At 68.8% G+C, this 26,368-nt stretch carries 22 protein-coding genes; 18 read left to right on the plus strand and 4 right to left on the minus strand.

Annotated features, from left to right (window positions below; translation table 11 throughout):
* Nucleotides 1-107: 107 nt before the first annotated feature.
* From ACFYRU_RS16965 to ACFYRU_RS17010, 10 genes are all read left to right on the plus strand, one after another.
* Nucleotides 108-1,109: a helix-turn-helix domain-containing protein gene (locus tag ACFYRU_RS16965; protein WP_387659232.1), complete on the plus strand. Its 1,002-nt coding sequence runs from the start codon at nucleotides 108-110 to the stop codon at nucleotides 1,107-1,109.
* Nucleotides 1,110-1,188: 79 nt separating this feature from the next.
* Nucleotides 1,189-1,785 (plus strand): crossover junction endodeoxyribonuclease RuvC, encoded by a 597-nt coding sequence (ruvC, locus tag ACFYRU_RS16970; protein WP_387659234.1) that lies wholly within the window; start codon nucleotides 1,189-1,191, stop codon nucleotides 1,783-1,785.
* A 22-nt stretch (nucleotides 1,786-1,807) separates the two neighbouring features.
* Nucleotides 1,808-2,410 carry a Holliday junction branch migration protein RuvA gene (gene ruvA, locus ACFYRU_RS16975; RefSeq protein WP_387659237.1) on the plus strand — a complete coding sequence of 201 codons (603 nt, stop codon included), beginning with the start codon at nucleotides 1,808-1,810 and terminating at the stop codon, nucleotides 2,408-2,410.
* 3 nt (nucleotides 2,411-2,413) lie between these two features.
* Nucleotides 2,414-3,466, plus strand: coding sequence for a Holliday junction branch migration DNA helicase RuvB (gene ruvB / locus ACFYRU_RS16980; RefSeq protein WP_387659240.1), 1,053 nt, complete (start codon nucleotides 2,414-2,416; stop codon nucleotides 3,464-3,466).
* Between the two features lie 227 nt (nucleotides 3,467-3,693).
* The gene (yajC, locus tag ACFYRU_RS16985) at nucleotides 3,694-4,143 is read left to right on the plus strand and encodes a preprotein translocase subunit YajC (RefSeq protein WP_387659243.1); all 450 of its coding nucleotides are present in this window, start codon (nucleotides 3,694-3,696) and stop codon (nucleotides 4,141-4,143) included.
* A 95-nt stretch (nucleotides 4,144-4,238) separates the two neighbouring features.
* Nucleotides 4,239-5,993, plus strand: a complete 1,755-nt coding sequence (secD, locus tag ACFYRU_RS16990) for a protein translocase subunit SecD (RefSeq protein ID WP_387659246.1) — start codon at nucleotides 4,239-4,241, stop codon at nucleotides 5,991-5,993.
* Nucleotides 5,993-7,171, plus strand: a complete 1,179-nt coding sequence (gene secF, locus ACFYRU_RS16995) for a protein translocase subunit SecF (protein ID WP_387659249.1) — start codon at nucleotides 5,993-5,995, stop codon at nucleotides 7,169-7,171. The genes secD and secF overlap by 1 nt, the downstream gene beginning before the upstream one ends.
* The gene (locus ACFYRU_RS17000) at nucleotides 7,171-7,710 is read left to right on the plus strand and encodes an adenine phosphoribosyltransferase (RefSeq protein WP_387662907.1); all 540 of its coding nucleotides are present in this window, start codon (nucleotides 7,171-7,173) and stop codon (nucleotides 7,708-7,710) included. The genes secF and ACFYRU_RS17000 overlap by 1 nt, the downstream gene beginning before the upstream one ends.
* Before the next feature lie 132 nt (nucleotides 7,711-7,842).
* The gene (locus tag ACFYRU_RS17005) at nucleotides 7,843-10,206 is read left to right on the plus strand and encodes a RelA/SpoT family protein (protein ID WP_387659251.1); all 2,364 of its coding nucleotides are present in this window, start codon (nucleotides 7,843-7,845) and stop codon (nucleotides 10,204-10,206) included.
* 310 nt (nucleotides 10,207-10,516) lie between these two features.
* A complete protein-coding gene (locus tag ACFYRU_RS17010; RefSeq protein ID WP_387659254.1) occupies nucleotides 10,517-11,176 on the plus strand; it encodes a hypothetical protein in 660 nt (219 codons plus the stop codon).
* 59 nt (nucleotides 11,177-11,235) lie between these two features.
* Here the strand turns inward: ACFYRU_RS17010 and ACFYRU_RS17015 are convergent, their stop codons facing one another.
* Nucleotides 11,236-12,132 carry a hypothetical protein gene (locus ACFYRU_RS17015; RefSeq protein WP_387659257.1) on the minus strand — a complete coding sequence of 299 codons (897 nt, stop codon included), beginning with the start codon at nucleotides 12,130-12,132 and terminating at the stop codon, nucleotides 11,236-11,238.
* Nucleotides 12,133-12,319: 187 nt separating this feature from the next.
* On the opposite strand from ACFYRU_RS17015, the gene ACFYRU_RS17020 reads away from it, so the two are divergent.
* From ACFYRU_RS17020 to ACFYRU_RS17035, 4 genes are read left to right on the plus strand one after another with little or no spacing between them, the layout of a single operon-like run.
* A complete protein-coding gene (locus ACFYRU_RS17020) occupies nucleotides 12,320-12,922 on the plus strand; it encodes a papain-like cysteine protease family protein (RefSeq protein ID WP_387659260.1) in 603 nt (200 codons plus the stop codon).
* A 1-nt stretch (nucleotide 12,923) separates the two neighbouring features.
* On the plus strand, nucleotides 12,924-13,727 hold the full coding sequence (locus ACFYRU_RS17025) for a hypothetical protein (protein ID WP_387659263.1): 804 nt from the start codon (nucleotides 12,924-12,926) through the stop codon (nucleotides 13,725-13,727).
* A 55-nt stretch (nucleotides 13,728-13,782) separates the two neighbouring features.
* A complete protein-coding gene (locus ACFYRU_RS17030) occupies nucleotides 13,783-14,232 on the plus strand; it encodes a DUF3592 domain-containing protein (RefSeq protein WP_387659266.1) in 450 nt (149 codons plus the stop codon).
* Between the two features lie 9 nt (nucleotides 14,233-14,241).
* Nucleotides 14,242-14,820: a GrpB family protein gene (locus tag ACFYRU_RS17035; RefSeq protein WP_387659269.1), complete on the plus strand. Its 579-nt coding sequence runs from the start codon at nucleotides 14,242-14,244 to the stop codon at nucleotides 14,818-14,820.
* Nucleotides 14,821-14,842: 22 nt separating this feature from the next.
* Here ACFYRU_RS17035 and ACFYRU_RS17040 read toward each other — a convergent pair whose 3' ends face one another.
* Nucleotides 14,843-16,048 (minus strand): hypothetical protein, encoded by a 1,206-nt coding sequence (locus ACFYRU_RS17040; RefSeq protein ID WP_387659272.1) that lies wholly within the window; start codon nucleotides 16,046-16,048, stop codon nucleotides 14,843-14,845.
* 123 nt (nucleotides 16,049-16,171) lie between these two features.
* Nucleotides 16,172-17,029 (minus strand): hypothetical protein, encoded by an 858-nt coding sequence (locus ACFYRU_RS17045; protein ID WP_387659274.1) that lies wholly within the window; start codon nucleotides 17,027-17,029, stop codon nucleotides 16,172-16,174.
* Between the two features lie 127 nt (nucleotides 17,030-17,156).
* On the opposite strand from ACFYRU_RS17045, the gene ACFYRU_RS17050 reads away from it, so the two are divergent.
* Nucleotides 17,157-21,008, plus strand: coding sequence for a hypothetical protein (locus tag ACFYRU_RS17050; protein WP_387659277.1), 3,852 nt, complete (start codon nucleotides 17,157-17,159; stop codon nucleotides 21,006-21,008).
* Nucleotides 21,009-21,062: 54 nt separating this feature from the next.
* Here ACFYRU_RS17050 and ACFYRU_RS17055 read toward each other — a convergent pair whose 3' ends face one another.
* The gene (locus ACFYRU_RS17055) at nucleotides 21,063-22,289 is read right to left on the minus strand and encodes a DUF349 domain-containing protein (RefSeq protein ID WP_387659280.1); all 1,227 of its coding nucleotides are present in this window, start codon (nucleotides 22,287-22,289) and stop codon (nucleotides 21,063-21,065) included.
* A 246-nt stretch (nucleotides 22,290-22,535) separates the two neighbouring features.
* Between ACFYRU_RS17055 and ACFYRU_RS17060 the strand changes: the two genes are divergently transcribed.
* The 3 genes from ACFYRU_RS17060 to aspS are packed head-to-tail and all read left to right on the plus strand — an operon-like array spanning nucleotide 22,536 to nucleotide 26,316.
* The gene (locus tag ACFYRU_RS17060; RefSeq protein WP_387659283.1) at nucleotides 22,536-23,225 is read left to right on the plus strand and encodes an MBL fold metallo-hydrolase; all 690 of its coding nucleotides are present in this window, start codon (nucleotides 22,536-22,538) and stop codon (nucleotides 23,223-23,225) included.
* Entirely contained in the window at nucleotides 23,222-24,550 is a 1,329-nt protein-coding gene (gene hisS, locus ACFYRU_RS17065) for a histidine--tRNA ligase (RefSeq protein ID WP_387659285.1), read from the plus strand. Before ACFYRU_RS17060 ends, hisS begins: the two co-directional genes overlap by 4 nt.
* The gene (gene aspS / locus ACFYRU_RS17070) at nucleotides 24,547-26,316 is read left to right on the plus strand and encodes an aspartate--tRNA ligase (RefSeq protein WP_387659288.1); all 1,770 of its coding nucleotides are present in this window, start codon (nucleotides 24,547-24,549) and stop codon (nucleotides 26,314-26,316) included. Before hisS ends, aspS begins: the two co-directional genes overlap by 4 nt.
* Nucleotides 26,317-26,368: the final 52 nt, after the last annotated feature.

A 26,368-nucleotide genomic window follows, 5' to 3' on the forward strand; every position in this document is an offset into this window, starting at 1 on the left:
CGGGCGGGACTGGCACCGAGGGTGTCAGTGTGGTCACCTCTGGAGGAACGAATCCCGGCGGCGGAGAATCGCCGTGACGTGTTTTCGACAGAGGGGCCTGCGTGGGCATGACCGACATCGACCTGTCCGCTCTCGGCCTCAGTACGGCCGAGGAGGAGCAGTACCGGTCGTTGGTCGTCGACGGCGGTGCGACCGTCGACGTACTGGCTGCTCGGCACGGGCTGACGGCTGACGACGTACAGGCGGTGCTGGACGCGCTGGCGAAGCTGGGGCTGGCCGAGACCGTACCGACCGACGACGGCGAGCCGCGCTGGTTCGCCGCGCCGCCGGACGTCGCCCTGCGCGGGCTGATCAACTCCCGCCGGCACGAACTGTCCGTCGCGGAGACCTCTGTCGCACGCTTGGCGGCGATCTTCCGGAGCGACCTCGGCCAGGCCGCGATCGGCGATCTGGTCGAGGTCGTGCTCGGATCGGGCGCCGTACGGTCCCGCTTCCTGCAGCTGCAACTCGCCGCGCGGCACGAGGTCTGCGCGTTCGTCGACGCACGTCCGGTCGCGATGTCCGGCCCGGAGAACGAGGCCGAGGGGGAGGCGCTCGGGCGCGGGGTCCGGTTCCGGGTGGTGATCGAACGTGCCGCGTTCGAAGCGCCCGGTACGGTCAACGAGACCGTCGACGCGATCGAGGCCCACGCCCAGGTGCGAACCGTCGACCGGGTGCCGACCAAGCTGGTCGTCGCGGACGGGACCGTGGCGATGGTGCCGCTCGCGGTCCGCGGCTACCAGACCGCGGCACTCGTTATCCGCGCTCCCAGCCTCGTCCAGTCCCTGGTAGCCCTCTTCGAGTCGATCTGGTCCTCCGCGGTGCCCATCGCGCTCGGTGACTCGAGACGCCCTGAAGAGCAGTCGTCCGCGGGCCCCGACGAAGCAGACCTGGCAGTCCTGGCCCTGATGCTCACGGGTCTGACCGACGACGCGGTGGGTAAACAGCTGGGCATGAGCGGCCGCACCGTCCAACGGCGCCTGAGAGCGCTGATGGACCTGACCGGCTCCACCTCCCGCATGCAACTGGGCTGGGAAGCCTCGGAACGCAACTGGGTCACCCGCCGCTGACTGCGTTCTCCGGCGCGTCGATTTCGGTGGCGGGACCACCGCCGACTAGGGTTGTCGAACAAACGTTCGGAGGTGGTCCATGCGGGTGCTCGGCGTCGACCCGGGTCTGACCCGGTGCGGCCTCGGCGTCGTCGAGGGGACACCGGGGAGGCCGCCGGCACTGGTCGCCGTCGGGGTGATCCGGACGCCGGCCGAGCTGGACGTGTCCAAACGGCTGGTCCAGATCGAGGAAGAGCTGGACGCGTGGATCGCGAAGTACCAGCCGGACGCGGTCGCGGTCGAGCGGGTGTTCGCGCAGCACAACGTCCGTACGGTGATGGGCACGGCGCAGGCGTCCGGGATCGCGATGGTGGTCGCCGCCCGTCGCGGACTGCCGGTCGCGCTGCACACACCGAGCGAGGTGAAGGCCGCGGTCACCGGATCGGGCCGCGCCGACAAGGAACAGGTGACCACGATGGTGACCCGGATCCTCAAGCTCAGCGAGCGTCCGACGCCCGCCGACGCAGCCGACGCGCTCGCGCTGGCGATCTGTCAGGTCTGGCGCGGCGGCGTGGCGAGCAAGCTTCAGCAGGCGGCCTCGAGCCGGGCCGGCCTCGAGGCGACCGCCCAGGCGCAGGCGCGGCTGCAGGTCGCGAGACTGAGAGCCGCCGTGGCGGCGCAGCAGAGCAAGCGGTGAGCAAGACGAGTGGAGGTGCGCAGTGATCGCGTTCGTGCGGGGGCCGGTGGCGGCCGTGGGGATCGACAGTGCCGTCGTCGAGGTCGGCGGCATCGGCCTGCAGGTGTACTGCGATCCCGGCACGCTGGCCGGTTTGCGGCCCGGCCAGGAGGCCCGGATCGCGACCTCGATGGTGGTCCGTGAGGACTCGCTGACGCTGTACGGCTTCGCGGACGACGACGCGAAGGGCCTGTTCGAGCTGCTGCAGACCGCGTCCGGCGTCGGGCCGAGGCTCGCCCAGGCGGCGCTGGCCGTGCTCAGTCCCGACCAGCTCCGGCAGGCGGTCGCGACCGAGGATCTCGCCGTCCTGGTGAAGGTTCCGGGGATCGGCAAGAAGGGCGCGCAGCGGATCGTGCTCGAGCTCAAGGACAAGATCGGCGCGCCGTCGAAGACGGTGACCGGGCGTCCGCTGCAGCCCCAGGAGGCGTGGCGCGAGCAGGTGCACGCCGGTCTGGTCGGTCTCGGCTGGTCCGCCCGGGACGCCGAGGACGCGGTCACCGCGGTCTCGCCGCTCGCCGCCGACAACCCGAATCCGTCCGTGCCCGACCTGTTGCGTGCCGCGCTGCGCGTGCTCTCGAAGGCCTAGGCCGTGGAGGAAAACGTCCGCCCACTGGTCTCCGCCGACGCGGTCGACCTGGAGGAACGCAAGATCGAGTCGGCGCTGCGGCCGCGGTCGCTGGCCGAGTTCGGCGGTCAGCGAAGGGTGAGCGAACAGCTCGAGCTCGTACTGCACGCGGCCCGCGGGCGGAACCGCGCGCCCGACCACGTACTGCTCTCCGGCCCTCCCGGGCTCGGAAAGACCACGCTGGCGATGATCATCGCCAGCGAGATGTCGGCGCCGCTGCGGGTCACCAGCGGTCCGGCGATCCAGCACGCCGGCGATCTGGCCGCGATCCTGTCCGGGCTGAGCGAGGGCGAGGTCCTGTTCCTGGACGAGATCCACCGGATGTCCCGGCCCGCCGAAGAGCTGCTGTACATGGCGATGGAGGACTTCCGCGTCGACGTGATCGTCGGCAAGGGGCCGGGTGCGACCGCGATTCCGTTGGAGATCCCACCGTTCACCCTGGTCGGCGCGACCACCCGGGCCGGCTTGCTGCCCGGGCCGCTGCGGGACCGGTTCGGGTTCACCGGTCACCTGGAGTTCTACGAGGCCGCCGAGCTGGAGAAGATCGTCAACCGGTCGGCCGCCCTGCTCGAGGTCGACGTCACGCCGGAGGGCGCGACCGAGATCGCGTCCCGGTCCCGGGGGACACCGCGGATCGCGAACCGGTTGCTCCGCCGGGTCCGCGACTACGCCGAGGTCCGCGCGGACGGGATCGTCACGCTCGCGCTGTCCAAGGCTGCCCTGGACCTGTACGAGGTCGACAAGATGGGCCTGGACAGGCTGGACCGGTCGGTGCTGGACGCGCTGTGCCGCCGGTTCGGTGGCGGACCGGTCGGTCTTTCCACGTTGGCGGTTGCGGTCGGCGAGGAACGTGAGACCGTGGAGGAAGTAGCGGAACCTTTCCTGGTCCGATCGGGCTACCTGGCCCGGACGCCGCGCGGCCGCGTCGCCACCCCCGCGGCCTGGCGGCACATCGGCCTCAAGGTCCCCAAGGGCGCGACCTTCGCGGACACGCTCTTCGACAGCGAAGACGACTAAGGAGTACGGCCCTCAACTGAACAGCCGGGAACCACTGGCGGCGCCGGTACGTAGACACTCCGTAACGAGTAACTCAAACGTGACCCGGTGTCATGAGGCAGTTGTTGACGCTCAGGGTTAGACTCCCCGGTGGCCTGACCTCCAGGTCTTTCCGCTGCGACCTGCGCGCTCCCGCAGAGCGTGCCGGATGCCCGTACAACCGACCCGACGAAGGATTCTGAGACCAAATGCAACTCCTCGCCGTACCGATGGCCTCCTCCGGGGGCGGCGGCATCACGCTGCTGCTGCCGCTGATCCTGATCGTCGGAATGATCTGGTTCATGAGCCGCACGCAGAAGAAGCAGCGTCAGCGTCAGGCCGACACGGTCGCGCAGCTGCAGCCCGGCACCAAGGTGATCACCACCAGCGGCCTGGTCGGCATCGTCGAGGAGACCGATGACGACTACGTGACCCTGGAGATCTCCGAGGGCGTGCTGGTCCAGGTGGTCAAGGCCGCGGTCGGCCGGGTGATCCCGGACGAGGACCCCGCCGAGGAGCCGGCCGCCGGCGAGGCGGCCACGGACGCGGACGAGCCTGCCACCGCGGAGAAGGTCGACGTACCGGACGCCGGTGGGGAGAAGACCGACGGCAAGGTGCAGGACACCCCGAAGCTGCCGCCGACGCACACCGAGAACTGATTTCCGTCCCAACGGCCTGCGGCGCGTCGGACGGCGTCCTGTGAAGGATCCAGCGACGGTACGGCGCGCCCAGAAGTACAAAGGTTGAATCTGACGTGGCAACGACTTCGACATCCCGCCCCGGGCGGAGCCTGATCACCTTGCTGGTGGTGGTCGTTCTGCTGTTCGGGATCATGGCGCTGACCAAGACCTGGAAGCCCAAACTCGGTCTGGACCTGCGTGGCGGTACCACCATCACGCTGACCGCCAAGACCATCGACGGTGCCGGCAAGGTCACCGCCGACCAGTTGAACGAGGCGAAGAACATCATCGGCCAGCGGGTGAACGGTGCCGGTGTCGCCGAGTCCGACATCACCACCTCCGGGTCGAACATCATCAACGTCGCCGTTCCCGGTGCCACGAAGGAATCCCTGGTGTCGCAGGTCGGCCAGACCGCCCTGCTGTACTTCCGGATCGTCTACAGCGCGGAGGCCACGGCCGCCCCGGCGCCGACGACGACCCCGACGACGACGCCCAAGCCGAGTACGACGCCGAAGCCGAGTACGAAGGTGACGCCGAGCGCCACGATCAAGCCGACCACCAGCAGTACGCCGAAGGGTCGCGCCTGGACGAGCGCGCTGGGACAGGCCACGCCGACCCCGACCCCCAAGGCGAGTACGACGCCGACCGCGAAGCCGAGCACTCCGTCCGCGACGCCGTCGACCCCGGCCACCACGAGCACCGACCCGCTGAAGTACACGCCGGACGCCGCCACCCAGGCGGGTTTCGCGGCCTTCAAGTGCGCGGACAAGGACAAGCAGTCCGACGACCCGAAGAAGCCGCTGTTCTCCTGCGACAAGGCCGGTCAGTACAAGTACCTCCTCGGCCCGGCGATCATGGCCGGTACGGACCTGTCCGACGCGTCGGCCGGGATCCCGCAGAACGGCCTGCAGTGGCAGGTCAACCTGAAGTTCACCGGCGCGGGCGGTGACAAGTTCCTCAAGGCCACCACGGCGATCTCGCAGCGCGGCCAGGGCAACAACCTGTTCGCGATCGTGCTGGACGGCGTGACGATCTCGACCCCGAGCGTCGACAACCCGATCCCGGGCGGCCAGGCGCAGATCACCGGTACGTTCACCGAGGCCGAGGCACGCGACCTGGCGAACGTGCTGAAGTACGGTTCGCTGCCGGTGAAGTTCGAGATCTCCTCGGTCGACACGGTGTCGCCGCAGCTCGGCGGTGACCAGCTCTCGGCCGGTATCTGGGCCGGTCTGGCCGGTCTGGCCCTCGTGGTCGTGTTCTGCTTCCTGTACTACCGCGGCCTCGGCATCGTCGTGGTGCTGTCGCTGGTCGCGGCCGGCATCCTCACCGGGACCTTGGTGATCCTGCTCGGCAAGGCGATCGGGTTCACGCTGACGCTGGCCGGTATCGCCGGTCTGATCGTCGCGGTCGGTATCACCGCGGACTCGTTCATCATCTACTTCGAACGACTACGCGACGAGGTCCGCGAGGGCCGCAGCCTGCGCTCCTCGGTGGAGACCGGCTGGGCCCGCGCCAAGCACACGATCATCGCCGCCGACTCGATCTCGCTGCTCGCCGCGATCGTGCTGTACGTGCTGGCGATCGGCAGCGTCCGCGGCTTCGCGTTCACGCTCGGCCTGACCACGCTGATCGACCTCGTGGTCGTCTTCCTGTTCACCAAGCCGGTCGTCACGATGCTGGCCCGGACCGACTTCTTCGGCCACGGGCACAAGCTGTCCGGCCTGGACCCGGAACATCTCGGCGTCGAACGACTACCCGGGCAGACCAAACCGTCGGCCCGGCCGCGCCGGACGCCGTCGACGCGCAAGCCGGTGGGAGGCGAGGTCTGATGTCGAAGCTCGGACAGATCGGTGCCAAGCTGCACCGCGGTGAGGTCTCGTACGACTTCATCGGCCACCGCAAGTTCTGGTTCAGCCTCTCCGCGATCCTGGTCATCGTCTCGCTGGCGGGCCTGTTCGTCCGCGGCCTCGCGCTCGGTATCGAGTTCCGCGGCGGTGTCGAGTACGAGGCGAAGGTCAAGGTCACCAACAGCACGGTGGACGACTTCACCAACGCGGTGAAGGACACCAACGCCAAGGGGCTCGGTGACCCGGTGGTCACCACGATCAACAACGAGAAGGTCCGGGTCCAGACCAAGCCGCTGGAGCAGGCCGACATCGGCCGGGTCCGGGAGGCGATCGGCAAGGAGGCCGGGCTGCCGGCCGACCAGGTGACCTCGCAGCAGATCGGTGCCTCCTGGGGCAAGCAGATCGCCGACAAGGCGATCATGGCGCTGATCGTGTTCCTGGCCCTGGTCTTCTTCGTGATCTGGCTGTACTTCCGGGAAGCCAAGGCGTCGATGGCCGCGATCATCGCGCTGGTCCACGACGTGACGATCACGGTCGGCGTGTACGCGCTGGTCGGCTTCGACGTGACGCCGGCGACCGTGATCGGCGTACTGACGATCCTCGGCTACTCGCTGTACGACACCGTCGTCGTGTTCGACAAGGTCCGCGAGAACACCCGCGGCATCACCGGGTCGAACCGGTTCTCGTACTCGGACGCGACCAACCTGGCCGTCAACCAGACGGTGGTCCGGTCGATCAACACGACCGTCACCGCGCTGCTCCCGGTCGGCGCGATCCTGGTCGTCGGCACCTGGGTGCTCGGCACCGGCCCGCTGAAGGACCTGTCGCTGGCGCTGTTCGTCGGTATCGCCGTCGGTGCGTACTCGTCGATCTTCATCGCCCCGTCGCTGCTCGCGGTCTTCAAGGAGCGCGAGCCGGCCATGCAGGCGCTGAGCAAGCGCGTCGCCGCGAAGAAGGCGCAGGCGGCGAAGGCGGAGACGGCTCCGGCCGAGGTGGCGACCGCCGGTGCGCCGGCGGCACGTTCCGTCGTACAGGACACGCCGCGGAAGGCGGACCGGGCCACCGGTTCGGCGCCCGCGCCGTCCTCGCGGCCGATGAAGGCGGCGGCCGCCGGGCGTCCGCAGCCGACCCGCAAGCCGCGGTCGAAGCGCGGTAAGTGATGCGGCCGCTGGAGCAGGTCCTCGCCGACGGCATCCGCGACATCCCGGACTACCCGCAGCAGGGGGTGGTGTTCAAGGACATCACCCCGCTGCTGGCCGACCACACCGGTTTTGGCCAGGTGGTGGAGGCGCTGGCGGCGGCAGGCAAGGACGACGACGGCAACCCGGTGGTCGACAAGGTGGTCGGGATCGAGGCGCGCGGGTTCATCCTGGCCGCCCCGGTCGCGCTCGCCCTCGGCGCCGGGTTCGTCCCGGTGCGGAAGAAGGGCAAGCTGCCGGCCGCGACGTACGAGGAGTCGTACGCGCTGGAGTACGGCGAGGCGACCATCGAGGTGCACCAGGACGCGTTCGCGCCGGGGGACCGGGTGCTCGTCATCGACGACGTGCTGGCCACGGGTGGCACCGTCGAGGCCTGCCTGCGGCTGATCCGCCGCTGCGGCGCCGAGGTCACCGGCACGGCCGTACTGATCGAACTGTCATTCCTCCCCGGCCGCAAGCGCCTCGAAGGCGAACACGTCACAGCATTGCTGACTGTCTAGTTCCGGATACACTCTCCGCAGCCGTCGGGTGACCCGGCGTGTTGTCCACAGGCGGTTCTGCCTGGTTGGACGAAGGCCTCTAGACTGGTGGCCTGTCGGCGGAGGGACACAAACGTGGGCGAAGACCCGGCGATGACATCTGCGGTACCGAATGCCGTACCGCAGGAGCCTCCGCGCGCGCCGTCACCGGTGCGGCCGGCTCCGGCGTCGCCGCTGCCTGCCACCCAACCGCCGCGGATCGCACCGGCCCGGGTCCGGGCCCGGCTGGCCCGCCTCGGCGGCACCCGGCACCCGAACCGGGCGCCGATGCTCGAGCCGCTGTTCCGGGTGGTCCGCGCGACCCACCCGAAGGCCGACCTCGGGATGATCGAGCGCGCCTACCGGACCGCGGAGAAGTACCACACCGGCCAGATGCGCAAGTCCGGCGACGCGTACATCACGCACCCGCTGGCCGTCGCCACCATCCTCGCCGAGCTCGGTATGACCGCGACCACGCTCTGCGCCGCGCTGCTGCACGACACCGTCGAGGACACGCCGTACACGGTCGAGGAGCTGACCCGCGACTTCGGCGAAGAGATCGCCATGCTGGTCGACGGCGTCACCAAGCTCGACAAGGTGCGCTACGGCGAGTCCGCGCAGGCCGAGACGATCCGCAAGATGGTCGTCGCGATGTCCAAGGACATCCGGGTGCTGGTGATCAAGCTGTCCGACCGGCTGCACAACATGCGTACGCTCGGCTCGCTGCGGCAGGAGAAGCAGGAGCGGATCGCCCGCGAGACGCTGGAGATCTACGCCCCGCTGGCCCACCGGCTCGGTATGAACACGATCAAGTGGGAGCTCGAGGACCTGGCGTTCTCGACCCTGCACCCGAAGGTGTACGACGAGATCGTCCGGCTGGTCGCCGAGCGCGCCCCGTCCCGCGACGAGTACCTGGCCACCGTGATCGACCAGGTGCACGAGGACCTGCGCTCGGCCAAGGTCAAGGCCACCGTCACGGGCCGGCCGAAGCACTACTACTCGATCTACCAGAAGATGATCGTCCGCGGCCGCGAGTTCGGCGACATCTACGACCTGGTCGGCATCCGGGTCCTGGTCGAGTCCGTCCGCGACTGTTACGCGGCCCTCGGCATCATGCACGCGCGCTGGAACCCGGTCCCCGGCCGGTTCAAGGACTACATCGCGATGCCGAAGTTCAACATGTACCAGTCGCTGCACACCACCGTGATCGGCCCGCAGGGCAAGCCGGTCGAGCTGCAGATCCGGTCCTTCTCGATGCACCGCCGCGCGGAGTACGGCATCGCCGCGCACTGGAAGTACAAGGAGGACCCGACCTCGGTCGTGCCGGCCACGCCGAGCACCGAGATCGGCGGCCCCAACGACATGCCGTGGGTCCGGCAGCTCGTCGACTGGCAGCGCGAGACCTCCGACCCGTCGGAGTTCCTCGACTCGCTGCGGTTCGAGATCAACAACGCCGAGGTGTACGTGTTCACGCCGCGCGGTGACGTGATGTCGCTGCCGGTCGGGTCGTCGCCGGTCGACTTCGCGTACTCCGTGCACACCGAGGTCGGGCACCGCTGTATCGGCGCCCGCGTCAACGGCCGCCTGGTGCCGCTGGAGAGCACCCTGGAGAACGGCGACGTCGTCGAGGTCTTCACCTCGAAGGCGCAGGGCGCGGGACCGTCGCGCGACTGGCTGACGTTCGTCAAGAGCCCCCGCGCGCGGAACAAGATCAAGCACTGGTTCTCCAAGGAGCGCCGCGACGAGGCGATCGAGCAGGGCAAGGACGCGATCGCGAAGCAGCTCCGCAAGGAGGGCCTGCCGCTGCAGCGCCTGCTGTCGCACGAGACGCTGACCGCGGTCGCCAACTCGCTGCGCTACCCGGACGTCACCGGGTTGTACGCCGCGGTCGGTGAGCAGCACGTCAGCGCCCAGGCCGTCGTCCGCCGTCTGATCGAGACGTACGGCGGGGAAGAGGGCGCGGCCGAGGACCTGGCCGAGGGCTTGCGGCTGCCGCAGTCGCGGGAGCGGCGGAAGCGGACCGCACGCGGCGACGCCGGCGTCATCGTCAAGGGCGCGACCGACGTGCTGTCGAAGCTGGCCCGGTGCTGTACGCCGGTGCCGGGGGACGAGATCATCGGCTGGATCACCCGCGGCGCGGGCGTCTCGGTGCACCGCGCCGACTGCGCGAACGTGGAGAACCTGAAGACCCAGCCGGAGCGGATCGTCGAGGTCGAGTGGGCACCGACGGCCCAGTCGGTGTTCCTGGTCGCGATCCAGGTCGAGGCGCTGGATCGGGCGCGGCTGCTGTCCGACATCACCAGGGTGCTGTCGGACTACCACGTGAACATCCTGTCCGCGGCGCTGACGACGACCCGGGACCGGATCGCGAAGTCCCGGTTCACCTTCGAAATGGGCGACCCGACGCACCTCGGCCACGTACTGAAGGCGGTGCGCTCGGTCGAGGGCGTGTTCGACGTCTATCGCGTGACGCAGTAGCCCGGTTTGTGCCGCCGGGCACACTGCGAACATGAGGCGTCGGGTGTTGTTGATCGCAGGTGCCGGGTTGTTGGCGGGTTGCAGTGATTCCTCGGCTCCGAGCTCCTCAGGAGGGTCGAGCGCGCCGCCCTCCGCCACCACGCCGCCCAGCAGCGCGCCGTCCGCCACCGGCACGCCTTCCGTTACTCCCAGGCCTTCCGCCGGCTCGCCGACCCCGGTGCCCTCCGCCTCGCCTACCGTCGCGCTGCCGGCGGTCCAGTCGTGGACGCCTGGCCCGGGCGAGATCGAGCCTGAGGTCAAGCGTCTGGCGGTGGCCGCTGTGGTGAAGCTGCTGCAGCCGACCGAGATCCCGGCCGCGATCGACGTCATCGACGCCCAGTACGGCGGCATCCTCGCCGACTCCGCCAGCGTCCTCGTACCGTGCCGCGTCTACTCGATCAGGGCCAACCGCCTCATCTCCGGCGGCACCACGGTCGACGTGCGCCTGAGCAGATCCACCCAAGGAACCTGGCGGGTGACCGCGACCCACCCCGCCCAGCCCGGAGCGCCGATGACCGACCTGTCCGCGACCGCGCGGCAGGTGCTGGCGAGCGAGCAGATCTCGTTGCCACCGGCATCCGCCGCGGACATCCGCTCCGGCCAGGTCCACGACAGCGTCCTCACGACGATGCTCGAGCTGGCGAAGACGTACCGGATCGGGATCAGCGTGATCCGCTCCGGTCACCCGATCGATGTCTTCGGCACCGATCGTCCCAGCGACCACCCGCGCGGCCGGGCGTTCGACACCTGGCAGCTCAACGGCCGCCCGGTCGTGTCCCCGTCGACGCCGCGCTCGCTGGTCACGTCGTACATGCGCGCCGCCGAATCACTCGGCTCGTACAACGTCGGCGGCCCGTACCAGCTCTCCGGCACCGCGTTCTTCTCCGACAACACCCACCACGACCACGTCCACGCCGGCTTCCGCAGCTAGGGCTTTGGCTGGGAAACAATTCGTCACCACGTGCAAACTTCTTTCCCAGCCGGCGGGGGCTAGTCCCATTCCCAGGCGATGCCGACTGTGCCCGAGGGCGCGGACGGTTCGATGACGTGGACGCGGCCGTCGGGGGTGAGCATCAGGTCGCGCTGGACGAGGTTGGGGCCGCTGGTGTGCCGGCGGCGGAGTTCGTGGACGCGGACCGGGAGCGCGGCGCGGTCGAACTGGACCTCCAGTACGTAGTGCATCCCGTCCCACTCGCTGAACCGCTGGTAGTCGGTGGCCGGCAACTTGTTGCGGTCCTCGATCTCGTACCGCACGACCGCGGTCTCGCCGACCGCGAGCACCCGGTCGAGCAGCAGTTCGCCGAGCAGCGCGCCGGCCTCGGGGGAGCGCGCGACCCGGCCGGTCCGGCAGCCGCTCTCCGCCCGCAGCGTGAGCCGCTCCGCGTCGCAGCCGGCCTCGCCCTGGTGCGCGATGATCAACCGATCCACCGGCTGGACGGCGACCACGCTCTGGCAGACGCGCCGCAGGTACGCGCTGCGCTGCGCGTCGATCCGTACCTCCTCGAGAACCGTGACGTTGCGGAGCCGCCCGTGGGCGTCCCGGCGGAGCCGATCGAGCATCCGGGAGAGTGCCTCGGCGTAGTCGACCACGGCGTACGGCTGGGTCTCGGTGCGCGGCGGCGGGATCCGTACGGTCAACCAGCCCGGCGGTACTTCGAGAAGCTCCTCCAGCGCCGTCACGGTCGCCCGCGAGTCCTCGCGCGGTACCCGGCGGCCACTCTGCCACGTACTCAGCGTCGCCACACCGACATGCAGCCCGCGGTCGGCGAGGTGGGTCCGGATCCGGTTCAGGGCCAGGCCGCGGCGGGCGATCGCCAGCCGTAGCGCGTCCGCGAACGACGCCTCCGGGCTCACCACCGGGACCGATGCTTGGACGGTTCTCACCATGGGCCCACGCTCCTTGCCGGAAGTGTAAACGTTCACACCACTGAGCGGCACTCTCCGATCACGCACTGTTCACGCGAGCGTGCCGTTCACACTGCCGGTTCGTGGTGCGACCGAGTGCTTGCCCCGCTGGGGTGAGCTCCTGACGATGGACTCCGCCCATCCCGCAGTACCTCGCAGAGGAGGACACATGCGCAGGCTCCGCCCCAGCCGGCACACTCGGCACAGCCGTTCCTGGTCGTTGCTCTTGGCCACGATCCTCGGACTCGCCACACTGGCGCCGCTCGCCCCGGCAGCCACCGCGGCAGCGCCGTCCAGCTACTACCTGAACGTGACCGGTCAGTCCCAGCAGAAGACGAACTGGTGCTGGGCGGCGAGCGGCAACAGCATCGCCGCCTTCTACGGCTACACCTACAGCCAGAACCAGTTCTGCAACCTTGCCTTCGGCTACTCGATGAACGGCACCTGCCCGAACAACCAGGCCACCCTCGGCAACGACCAGAACGCGTTCCGGGCGATCGGCATCAGTACCGGCAGCTACATCTCCGGGACGCTCGGCTTCAGCACCCTGGTGTCCGAGCTCGCCGCCGGCCGGCCGGTGATGACGCGGATCGGCTGGACGTCGGGCGGCGGTCACATGATGGACATCATCGGGTACGACTCCTCGGACACGACGATCGAGTACTACGACCCGTGGCCGGACGACCAGCGGTACAACTACTCGACGTACAGCTGGTACAAGTCCAACTCGCAGTTCACCTGGACCCACTCCCTGTACCGGATCGGAGCCTGACATGCGCCGCCCGAAGAACGTCCTGCTCCGCTGCGCCGCCGTCCTGGCCGCCGGTCTCGGTCTCGCCGCCGGAGCCGCCAGCTTCGCCGGTGCCGCCGGACCGCAGCCGATCACACCGGCCGAGTTGTCCAAGGCAACCACTGCGGCGCACTCGGCCACCGCCGCCAACCTCCTCGCCAAGGCCGCGACCAACTCCGGCGCCGCCGCGAGGCCCGGTGCTGCGAAGGTCGGGACAACGGTTGCATCCGACACGCATCCGATCTACGCCCTCAACCCCGCCTTCGTCCGCGACGCGTCCGCCCCGGTAGCAACCTTCTGGTACGCCGCCACCAGCGCGACCGCGGGCGGCAAACCACTGACCGTCTACACAACTCCGGACACCACCGGCACCTGGCAAACCGTAAACGTTGCCACCGGCAACACCGAGTCCCGGATGGCGAAGGCCGCCGCGGGCGCCACCGTCTTCACCGAGCCCCAGCTCGGCGCCTGGTACGCCCTCACACCGACCCAGCTCCGCCCGCTGAACCCGTCCGCGGTGAAGTCGATCGGCTCCAAGCCCATCACCCTCAAGGCGTACCAGCGCCTGGTCTCCCACCGCTACTCCGACAAACTCCCCGGCTCCCACTACAACACCACCGGCACCGCCGGCGGCTACGAAACCACCACCTACTCCGACACCACCCGCGCACCGGCCGCAGCCGTGGCGCAGACGCATAACCTGACCTTCCCGATCACCGCAGCACTTGCGGCCGTCGCTCTCCTGCTGGTCGTCGTGCGGCGACTGAGGACATCGGCCGTCCGATGACCTGAGGCCCGGCGGGCAGGGTGCGCTGACCCGCCGGGCCTGCATGCTGGTCGGCATGGCAGCCAACCGGACTGGACCACCGCTCGATCTGCGCCTGCTGCTCACCGTGTTCGCCGTTGTCACGGTCGTCCTGGCAGCGCTCGTCGTGGGCGCGGCGCGGCATCGCGTCGTACCGGCCGATGCGCCGACCACGAACGGGCAGGTGGTGAAGGTCGACCACCCGAGCAGCAACCACGCGACGACCTGGATCGAGATCTCGTACACGCTGCCCGATGCTCGCCAGTTCACGTCCCGCACGACACAGTTCCGCGTGGCGGACGCCGTGGTCGGTCGTCAAGTCCAGATCCGCTACCTGCCTGACGACCCGAAGCACATCGCGGTCGCCGGCACGACCGAGAGCTGGACGAGTCGCTGGCTCTACGTCCTGATCGCCGCGCTGGTCGAGCTCGCACTCCTGGTCGCCGTACTTCGTCGTCTGCGACATCACCGCACCGACGTCACCTAGCATGGCTGGATGCCTTTTCCGGATGAGATCCGCGGCGCCGTAGCTGTCGTCGAGTACGACCCGGACTGGCCGGCCGAGTTCGAGCACCTGGCAGCCAGACTGCGCGCGGCGCTGGGCAACCTGCCCCTGGCAGTCGACCACATCGGCTCCACCTCTGTCCCAGACCTCCCCGCAAAGAACTGCATCGACGCCCAGGTGCGCGTCGCCGAGCTCTCACCCATCCTCGTCGAACGCCTGGAATCAGCCGGCTTCCGCCTCCGCCCCGAGTCCTGGAACCGCACCGAAATCTCCAACGGCCACGAGTGCCCCAAACTCGTCTTCGCCCCACCCCAAGGCGAACGCTCCACCAACACCCACCTCCGCCCCGCGAACGCCCCCAACACCCGCTACGCCCTTCTCTTCCGCGACTACCTCCGCGCCAACCCAACCGCCCGAGACACCTGGGGAGCGTTCAAACAGCGCCTGGCCCAATCCGTCCCCGACCTGTACGACTACGGCCAGATCAAAGCCCCCGCTACAACCCTCCTGATGCAATCCGCCGAACACTGGGCAACCAAAACCAACTGGACGGTTCCGTCAGTCAACTGAGCCACGTGGCTGTCGTCGGATGTCAGGAAAGCAGACTCTTCTCCGTGACGAACGCGTGCTCACCCGTCTCGTCCTTCCAGTAGACGAGGGTCGGCGAGGCCGTGGCGTCCACCGGTGCCGCAGCCTCAAGCGCCTTCCGAGTGGTGCGGGCGGATTCGATGAGCGAATGGAACTCGCTCATGATGACCCGCTCGCTCTCCATCGTCGACGTGTACGCCGCGTTGCGCTTAGCGAGCTCCTTCTCGAGCATGGCGCCCTCTCCGCGTGGCAGGTTGCGCGTCGCCCAGTTCATCTCCTGGAGCTTGGCCTCGAGCTGACTGATTTCGTCCTTGAACGTTCGCGAGCGATCCTGCAACTGCTGCCAGAACGCGATCCCGTCGTCGATGACCGACTTCAGCTGTTCCATCGACGAGGTCACCGATTTCGGATTCTCCTGCATATCGACACAGACACGGAGATAGGAGACCCGGAGCTCCACGAACGAGGAAAGCATCGCACTGTGGGCGTCGTAGTTCGCCTGCTGAATCTCGTCGGCGTCATCGAGGTTGTTCGTGCTGCGCGCTTCGACAAGCTGCCGGAACCTGGTGGCGAGTGCTCTCACGTCGCGTTCGGCGAGCGCGAGGCGGATGAGCATGTCGTTCGAGAAGGATCCACCGAGACTGTATTGCCGGTAGATGTCGTCGACGGTCCTGGACGCGGCGAGCAGCTCGCCGGAGTGCGTCGCTTCGATCCGGCCGATCGCCTTGTCCAACGCGCCCTTGATGGTGTCCAGCTTCCGATCGACCCGCTTGAACTGCTGCATCATCACCGCAGTGTTGAGCGCCTGGATCGCAAGGATCGGCGCGACGACCGGAAGTGAGCTCGCTACGGGGATGAACGCCGCCTGCGCGACGATCCCGCCGGCTCCCATCACGGCACTGCCGACGCCGTTGCCAAGTGTCATCAGCGTGGCGGGATTCGCCGTCGCCATGAAGAGCGTCGACGAGAACGCTGCCGACAGCGCGGTCGCTCCCGTCGCTGCGCCTGCGACAGCCAACGACATGGCAGCTTGCGGAGAAACTGCCTTCGCGTCCGGGGCGTAGTTCCCGCTGGCCAGATAGCCTTCGCGGAGGCTGGAGATCATCAGCTCTCGCAGCTTCCCTTGGAACTCGAAGACGGCGAGCTCTGATCCCTCCTTGCCCAAGCGCCGAACGGCGACCTCTTGAGGCACTTCTTCAGATGCGTCCATGACTCCCCCTCAGATCAGTTCGTACAGCGGCACGCACCCCTCGTGCCGGTGCGACCTTATCCCAGTCCGCGACGGATCCGGCCGCAGCGCGAGCACCCTCGTACTCGCGGATGCGACCGTGTCTCACCACCGCCGCGGTAGGCGTGGTTCTTGGCAGAGGAAGCTGCCGACGGCTAGTTCCAGGGCGGGGTAGCGGCCCCAGAGGTCTGGGCGGCGGACGGGGATGATGTGCCAGCCGAGGGCGTCCAGTTCCGTGCGGCGGGTTTCGTCTTTCAACTGTTGTTTTGCGGACGAGTGCCACTGGTCGCTGTCGTACTCGAGGCCCAGGCGGCGGCCGTCGATCGGGTTGTCGGGGTAGCCGAGGTCGAGGCGGTAGGTGCGGTTGTCGCCCTTCACGTTCACCTGTAGTTCGGGGCGGGGGAAGCCGGCGTCGAACAGGCGGAGGCGGAGCCAGGACTCACCGGGGGAGGCGGCGCGGGCGTCGGCGAGGCGGAGAATCTGGGCGGCCTGGGAGTCGCTGTGCTCGGCGAAGTACGTGACGGCCGCGTTCCGGAGGGCGGTCAGGGACATGCCTGAGTGCAGGAGCGCGTCGATGGCTGACAGTGCGAAGGGCCGTGGCAGCTGTCTCGCCAGCTCGATCGCGGAGGCTTCGCGGGTCGTGACCTTGACGCCGAGGACCTCGGTGGACGGTCGTTCGGTGAACGTCCACTGAGGCCGGAACAAGTCCTGGCCAAGTGCGGTGGTGTCGATGCCGTGTAGCCACGCGGCGGCTTGGCCGCACACCGTGGCGCCGGGAGGCACGACGAGTTGTAGGGCCTGTGCCCGAAGTTCGGGAGTGTCCGGCACGCGGGGGTCGACGTACACGCCGGAGATCAGTTGCCGGATCTCCCCACGTGCGAGGAGCCAGTTGAGTTTGCGGCCTACTTGGTAGGGGCGGAAGGGGAGGCCGCTCCAGTAGTACGGGAGGTCAGCGGGGAGCATCAGAGCAGCATGACGGAATCCCCTTGGGTGTGCTCCGAGTTATCCACAGAGGGTTGACAGCCTGGACGCCGGGTGAGGTGCTTGCATCAGCCAACAATCGCGCTCGGGGGAGCCAAAGGGGTGCGGAATGGGGAGTCGGCGTTCGATAGCAGGGATCGGGTCGGCGGTACTGGTCGCGGCGCTGGTGGCAGCGCCGTCGGGAGCGGCCGGTGGTGCGGTCGCGGATGACACCCCGACTTTCACGGCGGGTACGGCGCCGCCGCGGCTCAACGAGGACGACGAACAGGTCCAGTTGCAGCGCGACCTGTACTTCATGAGCCGCCGTACGGCCGGTGACCAGCAACTCGACAACCAGCAGGCCGGTGCGTTGCGCGCGGCCGCGGCGCGGGCGGCGGCCGACCTGCGCAAGAACGGTACGCCGAGTCCTGGACCGGCGACGTTCACCGGTTCGTGGACCGGTCTCGGTCCGAATCCGATCGTGCAGCGGACCCGGAGTACGCCGATCTTCAGCGCGATGGCCGGGCGGATCGGCGCGCTCGCGATCCGGCCGAGTACGGGGCAGTTCATCCTCGGCGGTGCGCAAGGCGGCATCTGGCTGTACGACCCCTCGTCGGGCACCTGGTCGCCGAAGACCGACGGGCTGCCGTCGCTGGCGATCGGCGCATTGGCGGTCGCACCAACGAACGACGCGATCGTGTACGCCGGGACCGGTGAAGGCGCGCTGTCCGGCGACAGCTACTTCGGCAACGGCATTCTCAAGTCGACCGACGGCGGCCAACACTGGGCGCAGGTGTCGGGCGACTTCTTCGAAGGCGTGTCGACGTCCGCCCTGGTCGTTGACCCGACCAACGCCAACCACCTGTACGCCGCGATCCTCCGCGGTCGTGGCGGCGCCCGTCGTACGACGCCTCCCGTGCACTCCCAGTACGGCGTGTGGGAGTCGAAGGACGGCGGTACGAACTGGACGCTGCTCAAGGGCGCGAAGTCCGAGCTCAACGGCGCCACCGACCTGAAGATCGACCCGCAGAACCCGAGCACGCTCTACAGCTCGTTCTGGGGCGACGCGATCTACAAGAGCACCGACGCCGGCGCGCACTGGGCGCCGATCATGACCGGTCTCCCGGCGGCCGACTACGCCGGCACGGGCACGCGGTTCGCGCTGGGCCTGTCGCATCCGGCCGGGCAGAGCGCCGTACTGTACGCGGGCTTCAACTGGAACGACCAGCCGGCCCGCATCTTCAAGTCGACGAACGAAGGCGCCAGCTGGACGATGACGCCGGCCGGAAGCGGCGCCGACGACGTCGAGGACTACTGCGCCGAGCAGTGCACGTACGACAACGTCGTGGTCGCCGATCCGGTGAACCCGGACGTCGTCTACGTCGCCGGCCAGTTCAACTACGGCATCGGCTCCGGGGGTATCTTCCGCTCCGACGACGGTGGCCAGACCTGGAAGAACCTCGGCTGGGACATGCACCCCGACTTCCATGCGGTGGCGCTCGACCCGGCGAACCCGGCGCACGTACTGATCGGCAACGACGGCGGCGTCTGGTACAGCGCGAGCCGCGGCGGCCGGCCGAACAGCACCGATCCGCTCAACGCCGTGACGTGGCAGAACCTCAACGGCTCCGTGGATCCGAACACGGCGGCGGTGACGCATCGGACAGGTCTGCAACTGGGCCAGTTCACCTCGATCGCCAACGTGCCGACGATTCCGGCGCGGGTCTGGGGCGGTACGCAGGACAACGGTACGGACCGCAAGTCGGCGGCCTCGGACTCCTGGTTCGACGTTGCCAGCGGCGACGGCGGCCAGGTCCTCGTCGACCCGAACGATGCGAACTACGTCTTCGGTACGTACTTCGGGATCTCGCCGTACCGCTACACCGACGGCGGCCTGCAGTTCTTCTCCAACCAGACCATCACGAACGGGATCGACACCAAGGACCGGGCCGAGTTCTACGTCCCGTGGGTGCAGAACCAGCGCAGGACCGACCAGCTGTTGCTCGGTACGTATCGGCTCTACCGCACCGACAACGCCAAGGCACCGTCGGCAGGTGACGTGCACTGGAAGCCGATCAGCCCCGACCTCACCAGCGGCTGCACCGGTGCCGCACCGAACGGCGGACGTGGATGCTTCATCTCCGCCATCGGCATCGGCGGCGGCGACGCGGTCTACACGGGTTCCGAGGAAGGGCTCGTGTACCTGAGCACCAACGCTCAGGTGGCCGACACCCCGAGCTGGACGCGCGTCGACCGTGGCGCGCTGCCGAAGCGGCCGATCACCCAGATCGCCGTCGACCCGAGCAACTACCGGATCGCCTACCTCGCGTACGCGGGGTTCAACCGGGCGACCCCGTCCCGGCCGGGCCACGTCTACAAGACGACCGACGGCGGCGCGAACTGGCAGGACATCAGCTTCAACCTGCCGGACAGCCCGGTGAACTCGATCATCCTCGATCCGGCCTACGCGAACACCCTGTACGCCGGCACCGACGTCGGCGCGTTCGTGACCCACGACGGCGGCGTGCACTGGGCACCGCTCGGCTCCGGGATGCCGGACGTCGCGATCTGGCAGCTCAACCTCGACGCGTCGCACCGGGTCCTCGCGGCCGGAACCCACGGCCGTGGTGCCTTCCGCTCGTTCGACACGACGGCGGTCCCGGCACTCCGGCTGAGCCAGACGGACGCGGGCGTACCGGTCGGACCGGCCAGCCGGCTCGACTACACGCTGACGGTCAAGAACATCGGCAACGCGGACGCGACCGGCGTACAGATCACCGATCCGCTGCCCGCCGACACCTCGTTCATCGACGCCGACAACGGCGGTACGAACGTCAACGGCGTCGCGACGTGGTCCGGTCTGAGCATCCCGGCGGGCCAGAGCGTGACCGTGCAGCTCGGCGTCCGGATCGCGAACGCCAAGAAGCTCGGCGCCATCGTCGACGACGGTGTCCGCGTGACGTCCGCACAAGGCCCGTTCACGACCGGTTCGCCGGTCACGACGCCGATCGCACCGCCGTACGCGGCCGCTCTCACTCCGGTCACCCAGACCGACGGTGCGCGTCCGGGGACGAGCGTGACCTACCCGCTGACGGTGCGGAACCTCGGGTTCAACACCGACAGCTACACGATGTCGAGCACCGGCGGGACCGACCCGGTGGCGTTCCTCGACGCGACCTGTACGACGCCTCTCACGACGACCCCGGCGATCGCACCGGGTGCGACGACCGCCGTCTGCGTGAAGGTGTCCGTCCCGGCGGGGGCGACCGGTGCGAACACCTCGACAGTGGTCGCGACGTCGGTCGGTAGCCCGAGTGCGACGGCGACCGCGTCGATCAAGACGCTCGCGGTCACCAACGACACACTGCTGGTGGACCAGGACGGCAATGCTCCGGACGTCCAGGGCGCCTATACGACGGCCCTGACGGCGAAGGGCGTTTCGTTCGACACGTGGGACCTCGCAGCGGACAGCAACCTGCCGCAGAACTACCTGGTCGCGCACAAGAACGTCGTGTGGTTCACCGGCAACACGTATCCGGGTCCGATCACACCGTACGAGTCGCGGTTGAAGGCGTTCCTCGACGCGGGCGGCCGGCTGCTGATGTCCGGGCAGGACATTCTGGACCAGGCTGCGGGTACGACGGCGTTCGTGCACGACTACCTGCACATCACCTGGGACGGTACTGAGGCGCAGAACGACAAGTCCACGTCCGCCGTGCACGGCGTCGCCGGCAGCCCGGTGACCAACGGGATCGGCGCTGTGACGCTGGATCACAGCGTCCTGGGAGCGACGTTCGAGGACCAGGTCACTCCGAACGGTGGAGCAGCCGCGGCGTTCACCGATGACACGGCAGCGCCCGACGCACTGACCTTCGCGGGCACCTACAAGGTCGTGTTCCTGGCGTTCCCGCTGGAGGCCTACGGGACGGCAGCGGACAAGGCCGATCTGATCGGCCGGACGATGACCTTCTTCGGGCCGTGACGACAGGCTGCCGGGGTGCGAAACCGCACCCCGGCAGCCCGCGGTCAGCCTCGGTCAGCTGAAGTCGGTCAGGGCGTTCTGGGCCTGGGTCAGCCATTCGCGGCGGGCGGCGATGGCTTCGCGGGCCTCGGTGGCCTTGCGGGTGTTGCCCTGGGACTCGAACTTGGCGGCTTGCTTCTCCAGGTCGGCGATCAGGGACTGGAGCTGTTTGACCGTGGCTTCGGCGCGGGCGCGGGCCTCGGGGTTGCTGCGGTTCCAGACCTCGTCCTCGGCCGATTTGACGGCCTGTTCGACGGCGCGCAGACGGCCGTCGATGGTACGCATCGAGTCGCGCGGGACCTTGCCGATCTGGTCCCAGCGGTCCAGGTAGTCGCGCAGCTGCTCGCGCGCGGTCCGGGCGTCCTCGACCGGCAGGATGCCCTCGATCTCGACCAGCAGCGCTTCCTTGGCCTTGAGGTTCTCGACCTGCTCGGCGTTCTCCTCGGCCTGGACGGCGTCCCGCGCACCGAAGAACAGGTCCTGCGCGGCCCGGAAGCGGGCCCACAGCTTGTCGTCGACCTCGCGCGGCGCGGGGCCGGCGGCCTTCCACTGCCGCATCAGGTCCCGGAACCGGCCGGACGTCGGGCCCCATTCGTTCGAGGAGGCGAGCGACTCGGCCTCCGCGGCCAGCCGCTCCTTCACCTGCGCGGCCTCTTCGCGTTTGGAGGAGAGTTCCGCGAAGTGCTGCTTGCGGTGTCGCGTGTACGTCGTCCGCGCGGAGGAGAAGCGGTGCCACAGCTCGTCGTCGGACGACTTGTCCAGCCGGGGGAGCGCCTTCCACTCGTCCAGGAGCTCGCGCAGCCGGGTGACGCCGTGCCGCCAGTCGGTGCCGGCCGCGATCGTCTCGGCCTCGGTGGCGATCTTGGTCTTGGCGGAGCGCGCCTCCTCGACCTTCGCGGCCCGTTCGGCCTTGCGCCGTTCGCGCTGCTGCGCGACCAGCGGGGTGAGCGCGTCGAGCCGGCCCCGGAGGCCGTCGAGGTCGCCGACCGCCTGCGCGTCCTCGAGCGAGCTGCTGACCTTCTTGACCGCGGCGCGGGCGTCGTCGGGCGAGACCGTACCCGCCTGCACCCGCTGCTCCAGCAGTTCGACCTCGAAGGCCAGCGCGTCGTACCGGCGGGTGTAGAAGGCGAGCGCCTCCTCGGGGTTCGCGTCCGGCCACTGGCCGACCGCCCGTTCACCGTCCTTCGTCCGTACGAAGACCGTTCCGTCCTCGGCTACCCGGCCCCAGTTCTCTCCGGCCACAACTCGCCCCTTCCGGCGGTATGCACTGCGCTCGTGCCCATTCTGGTCAGTCCCCGGTCCAACCGTGCGAACAGGGCCCGCCTGGGCGCGTCGAGCCGCTGACCCGACGCCTCCTTGACGCTTATCCCTGAACAATCACAAACTCCCAGCTCAGGCGCAACGGTGTTGAGTCACAATCCGGTTCGAACTCACCCCACGCGGACCGGTAGCCTTGGTGGGTCCAGAACGGTTCCAGGAAGGCTTGTCGTGCTCATCGCCGGGTTCCCCGCGGGGTCGTGGGGTACGAACTGCTACGTCGTCGCCACCGGCCAGGGCGCGGAATGCATCGTCGTCGATCCCGGGATGGACGCGACCGCGGGCGTCGAGGAGGTCGTCCGGGAGAACAAGCTCAAACCGGTCGCCGTACTGCTCACCCACGGTCACATCGACCACATGTTCTCGGTGCTCCCGGTCTGCGGGACGTACGACGCGACCGCCTGGATCCACCCGGACGACCGGCACCTGCTCGCCGACCCGATGGCCGGGGTCAGCCCGGAGACGGCCCGGATGCTGCTCGGCGGCAACCACTCGTTCGCGGAGCCCGACGACGTGGCCGAACTGAAGGACGGGCTGAGCCTGGAGCTCGCGGGCCTGAACTTCACCGTCGACCACACCCCGGGGCACACTCGCGGGTCGGTCACTTTCACCACGCCGTACGACGGGCCGGAAGAGGTGCCCGCGGTGCTGTTCTCCGGTGACGTGTTGTTCGCCGGGTCGATCGGCCGGACGGATCTGCCAGGCGGCGACCATCCGGCGATGCTGCATACCTTGGCCACCAAGATCCTGCCGATGCGCGACGAGATCGTCGTCCTGCCGGGTCATGGTGGCCAGACCACGATCGGCCGGGAGAAGGCGACCAACCCCTACTTGCAGGACCTGGAGACACAGAACTTATGAGCAAGGTGACCCCACTGAGCGGGTTTCCCGAATTCCTACCGTCGGACCGGATCGTCGAGCTGCAGTTCCTGGACACGATCCGGGAGACCTTCGAGCTGCACGGTTTCGCGTCGATCGAGACCCGTGCGGTCGAGCCGGTCGAGCGCTTGTCCAACCAGGGCGAGGACGCCGACAAGGAGATCTACGGCGTCCGGCGGCTCGCCGCGAACGCCGACGAGGACGCGGCCCTCGGGTTGCACTTCGACCTGACCGTGCCGTTCGCGCGGTACGTGCTGGAGCACAGCGGCAAGCTGGTGTTCCCGTTCCGGCGCTACCAGATCCAGAAGGTCTGGCGCGGTGAACGCCCGCAGGAGGGCCGGTACCGCGAGTTCACCCAGGCCGACATCGACATCATCGACAGCGGCGAGCTGCCGTTCCACTACGAGGTCGAGCTGCCGCTGGTGATCGCGGACGCGTTCCGCAAGCTGCCGATCCCGCCGTTCCGGATCCAGGTGAACACCCGCCAGATCCCGGAGGGCTTCTACCGCGGCCTCGGCATCGAGGACATCGTCGGTACGCTCCGGATCGTCGACAAGCTGGACAAGATCGGCCCGGACAAGGTGACCGAGCTGCTCACCGGGGCCGGTCTGTCCGCCGAGACCGCCAAGCAGGTACTGCGACTCGCCGAGATCTCCAGCACCGACGCGTCGTTCGCGGACCAGGTACGGGCGCTCGGCGTACAGCACGAGATCCTGGACGAGGGTCTCGAACGGCTCTCGCAGATCATGACGGCGGCCAACGAGCACGCCCCGGGGCTGCTCGTCGCCGACCTGAAGATCGCGCGCGGGCTCGACTACTACACGGGCACCGTGTACGAGACGCAGCTGATCGGGGACGAGGGGTACGGGTCGATCTGCTCGGGTGGGCGGTACGACTCGCTCGCATCCGACGGGAAGACGACGTACCCGGGCGTCGGGATCTCGATCGGGGTGTCGCGGCTCGTGCACCGGCTGATCTCGAAGGGTCTGCTGAGTGCGAATCGTCGTACTCCGACTGCTGTGCTGATTGCCCTGAACTCTGAGGAGGACCGGGCGGAGGCTATGCGGACGGCCATCGCGCTGCGCGCCAGGGGGATTGCGGTCGAGGTGGCGCCGGCGGCGGCGAAGTTCGGGAAGCAGATCAAGTTCGCCGATCGGCGGGGGATTCCGTTCGTCTGGTTCAGTACCGAGAACGGGCCCGAAGTGAAGGACATCCGCAGCGGCGAGCAGGTGCCGGCCGACGCCGCCACCTGGGCCCCGCCGGCCGGAGACCTACGTCCAAGCATCATCGAAGAGGAGAAGTCGTGATCCGTAACCGTTCCGCAGGTTCGCTGCGTGCCGAGCACGCCGGCGAGACCGTCGTACTCGCGGGCTGGGTGGCGCGGCGGCGCGATCACGGCGGCGTGGCGTTCATCGACCTGCGCGACTCGACCGGCACCGTCCAGGTCGTGATCCGGGACGAGGACGCCGCCCACGGCCTGCGTTCGGAGTACTGCCTGAAGATCGTCGGCGAGGTGTCGCCGCGCCCGGAGGGCAACGCGAACCCGAACCTGCCGACCGGCGAGATCGAGGTGATCGCGACCGAGGTCGAGGTGCTGAACGAGGCCGCCCCGCTGCCGTTCCCGGTCGAGGAGCACCACGCGACCCCGGTGAACGAGGAGATCCGGCTCAAGTACCGCTACCTCGACCTGCGCCGCCAGGGTCCCGGTACGGCGATCCGCCTGCGCAGCAAGGTGAACCAGGCGGCCCGCGCGGTGCTGGCCGAGCATGACTTCGTCGAGATCGAGACGCCGACGCTGACCAGGTCGACCCCCGAAGGTGCCCGCGACTTCCTGGTGCCGGCCCGACTGCAGCCGGGAAGCTGGTACGCGCTCCCGCAGTCGCCGCAGCTGTTCAAGCAGCTGCTGATGGTGGCCGGTATGGAGCGGTACTACCAGATCGCCCGCTGCTACCGCGACGAGGACTTCCGCGCCGACCGGCAGCCGGAGTTCACCCAGCTCGACATCGAGATGAGCTTCGTCGACCAGGACGACGTGATCGCGCTGGCCGAGGAGGTCCTGACCGCGCTCTGGAAGCTGGTCGGGTACGACGTGCAGACGCCGATCCCGCGGATGACGTACGGCGAGGCGATGGCCCGGTTCGGCTCCGACAAGCCGGACCTGCGGATGGGCCTCGAGCTCGTCGAGTGCACGGAGTACTTCAAGAACACGCCGTTCCGGGTGTTCCAGGCGCCGTATGTCGGTGCCGTCGTGATGCCGGGTGGTGCCGACCAGCCGCGCAAGCAGCTGGACGCGTGGCAGGAGTGGGCCAAGCAGCGCGGCGCTCGCGGGCTCGCGTACGTGCTCGTGGGTCAGGACGGTGAGCTCGGCGGTCCGGTCGCGAAGAACCTGTCCGAGGACGAGCGCGCCGGGTTGGCCGACCACGTCGGCGCGAAGCCGGGCGACTGCATCTTCTTCGCCGCGGGTCCGGTGAAGACGTCGCGGGCGCTGCTCGGCGCGGCCCGGCTGGAGATCGGCCGCCGGGGCGGTCTGATCGACGAGTCGGCCTGGTCGTTCGTGTGGGTCGTCGACGCGCCGCTGTTCGAGCCGGCCGACGAGGCGACCGCGGCCGGTGACGTCGCAGTCGGGTCCGGCGCCTGGACCGCCGTGCACCACGCGTTCACGTCGCCGAAGCCGGATTCGCTGGAGACCTTCGACACCGACCCGGGCTCGGCGCTGGCGTACGCGTACGACATCGTCTGCAACGGCAACGAGATCGGTGGTGGGTCGATCCGTATCCACCGCGAGGACGTGCAGAAGCGGGTCTTCAAGGTGATGGGGCTGACCGACGAGGAGGCGACCGAGAAGTTCGGCTTCCTGCTCGACGCGTTCAAGTTCGGCGCCCCGCCGCACGGCGGGATCGCGTTCGGCTGGGACCGGATCACCGCCCTGCTGGCCGGTACCGAGTCGATCCGCGACGTGATCGCGTTCCCGAAGTCCGGCGGCGGGTTCGACCCGCTCACCGCGGCACCCGCCCCGATCACGGCGGCGCAGCGCAAGGAAGCGGGGGTGGACGCGAAACCCGACAAGGGTTGAGCAATCCCGGGTTTGGGAGGAAACTGGCGGTGTCGTGAAGGCGCTTAGTTAG

The organism is Kribbella sp. NPDC004536, from assembly GCF_042873835.1.
Lineage (GTDB): Bacteria > Actinomycetota > Actinomycetes > Propionibacteriales > Kribbellaceae > Kribbella.

Excerpts from the sequence above, each read along its gene's own strand:
- hisS (WP_387659285.1), top strand. The coding sequence starts at position 23,222 with ATGAGCAAGGTGACCCCACTGAGCGGGTTTCCCGAATTCCTACCGTCG.
- ACFYRU_RS17020 (WP_387659260.1), top strand. The coding sequence starts at position 12,320 with ATGCGCAGGCTCCGCCCCAGCCGGCACACTCGGCACAGCCGTTCCTGG.
- ACFYRU_RS17005 (WP_387659251.1), top strand. The coding sequence starts at position 7,843 with ATGACATCTGCGGTACCGAATGCCGTACCGCAGGAGCCTCCGCGCGCG.
- ACFYRU_RS17025 (WP_387659263.1), top strand. The coding sequence starts at position 12,924 with ATGCGCCGCCCGAAGAACGTCCTGCTCCGCTGCGCCGCCGTCCTGGCC.
- ACFYRU_RS17015 (WP_387659257.1), bottom strand. The coding sequence starts at position 12,132 with ATGGTGAGAACCGTCCAAGCATCGGTCCCGGTGGTGAGCCCGGAGGCG.
- ACFYRU_RS16965 (WP_387659232.1), top strand. The coding sequence starts at position 108 with ATGACCGACATCGACCTGTCCGCTCTCGGCCTCAGTACGGCCGAGGAG.
- ACFYRU_RS17045 (WP_387659274.1), bottom strand. The coding sequence starts at position 17,029 with ATGCTCCCCGCTGACCTCCCGTACTACTGGAGCGGCCTCCCCTTCCGC.
- ACFYRU_RS17035 (WP_387659269.1), top strand. The coding sequence starts at position 14,242 with ATGCCTTTTCCGGATGAGATCCGCGGCGCCGTAGCTGTCGTCGAGTAC.
- ACFYRU_RS17000 (WP_387662907.1), top strand. The coding sequence starts at position 7,171 with ATGCGGCCGCTGGAGCAGGTCCTCGCCGACGGCATCCGCGACATCCCG.
- ACFYRU_RS17040 (WP_387659272.1), bottom strand. The coding sequence starts at position 16,048 with ATGGACGCATCTGAAGAAGTGCCTCAAGAGGTCGCCGTTCGGCGCTTG.
- secF (WP_387659249.1), top strand. The coding sequence starts at position 5,993 with ATGTCGAAGCTCGGACAGATCGGTGCCAAGCTGCACCGCGGTGAGGTC.
- yajC (WP_387659243.1), top strand. The coding sequence starts at position 3,694 with ATGCAACTCCTCGCCGTACCGATGGCCTCCTCCGGGGGCGGCGGCATC.
- ruvC (WP_387659234.1), top strand. The coding sequence starts at position 1,189 with ATGCGGGTGCTCGGCGTCGACCCGGGTCTGACCCGGTGCGGCCTCGGC.
- ACFYRU_RS17050 (WP_387659277.1), top strand. The coding sequence starts at position 17,157 with ATGGGGAGTCGGCGTTCGATAGCAGGGATCGGGTCGGCGGTACTGGTC.
- ACFYRU_RS17030 (WP_387659266.1), top strand. The coding sequence starts at position 13,783 with ATGGCAGCCAACCGGACTGGACCACCGCTCGATCTGCGCCTGCTGCTC.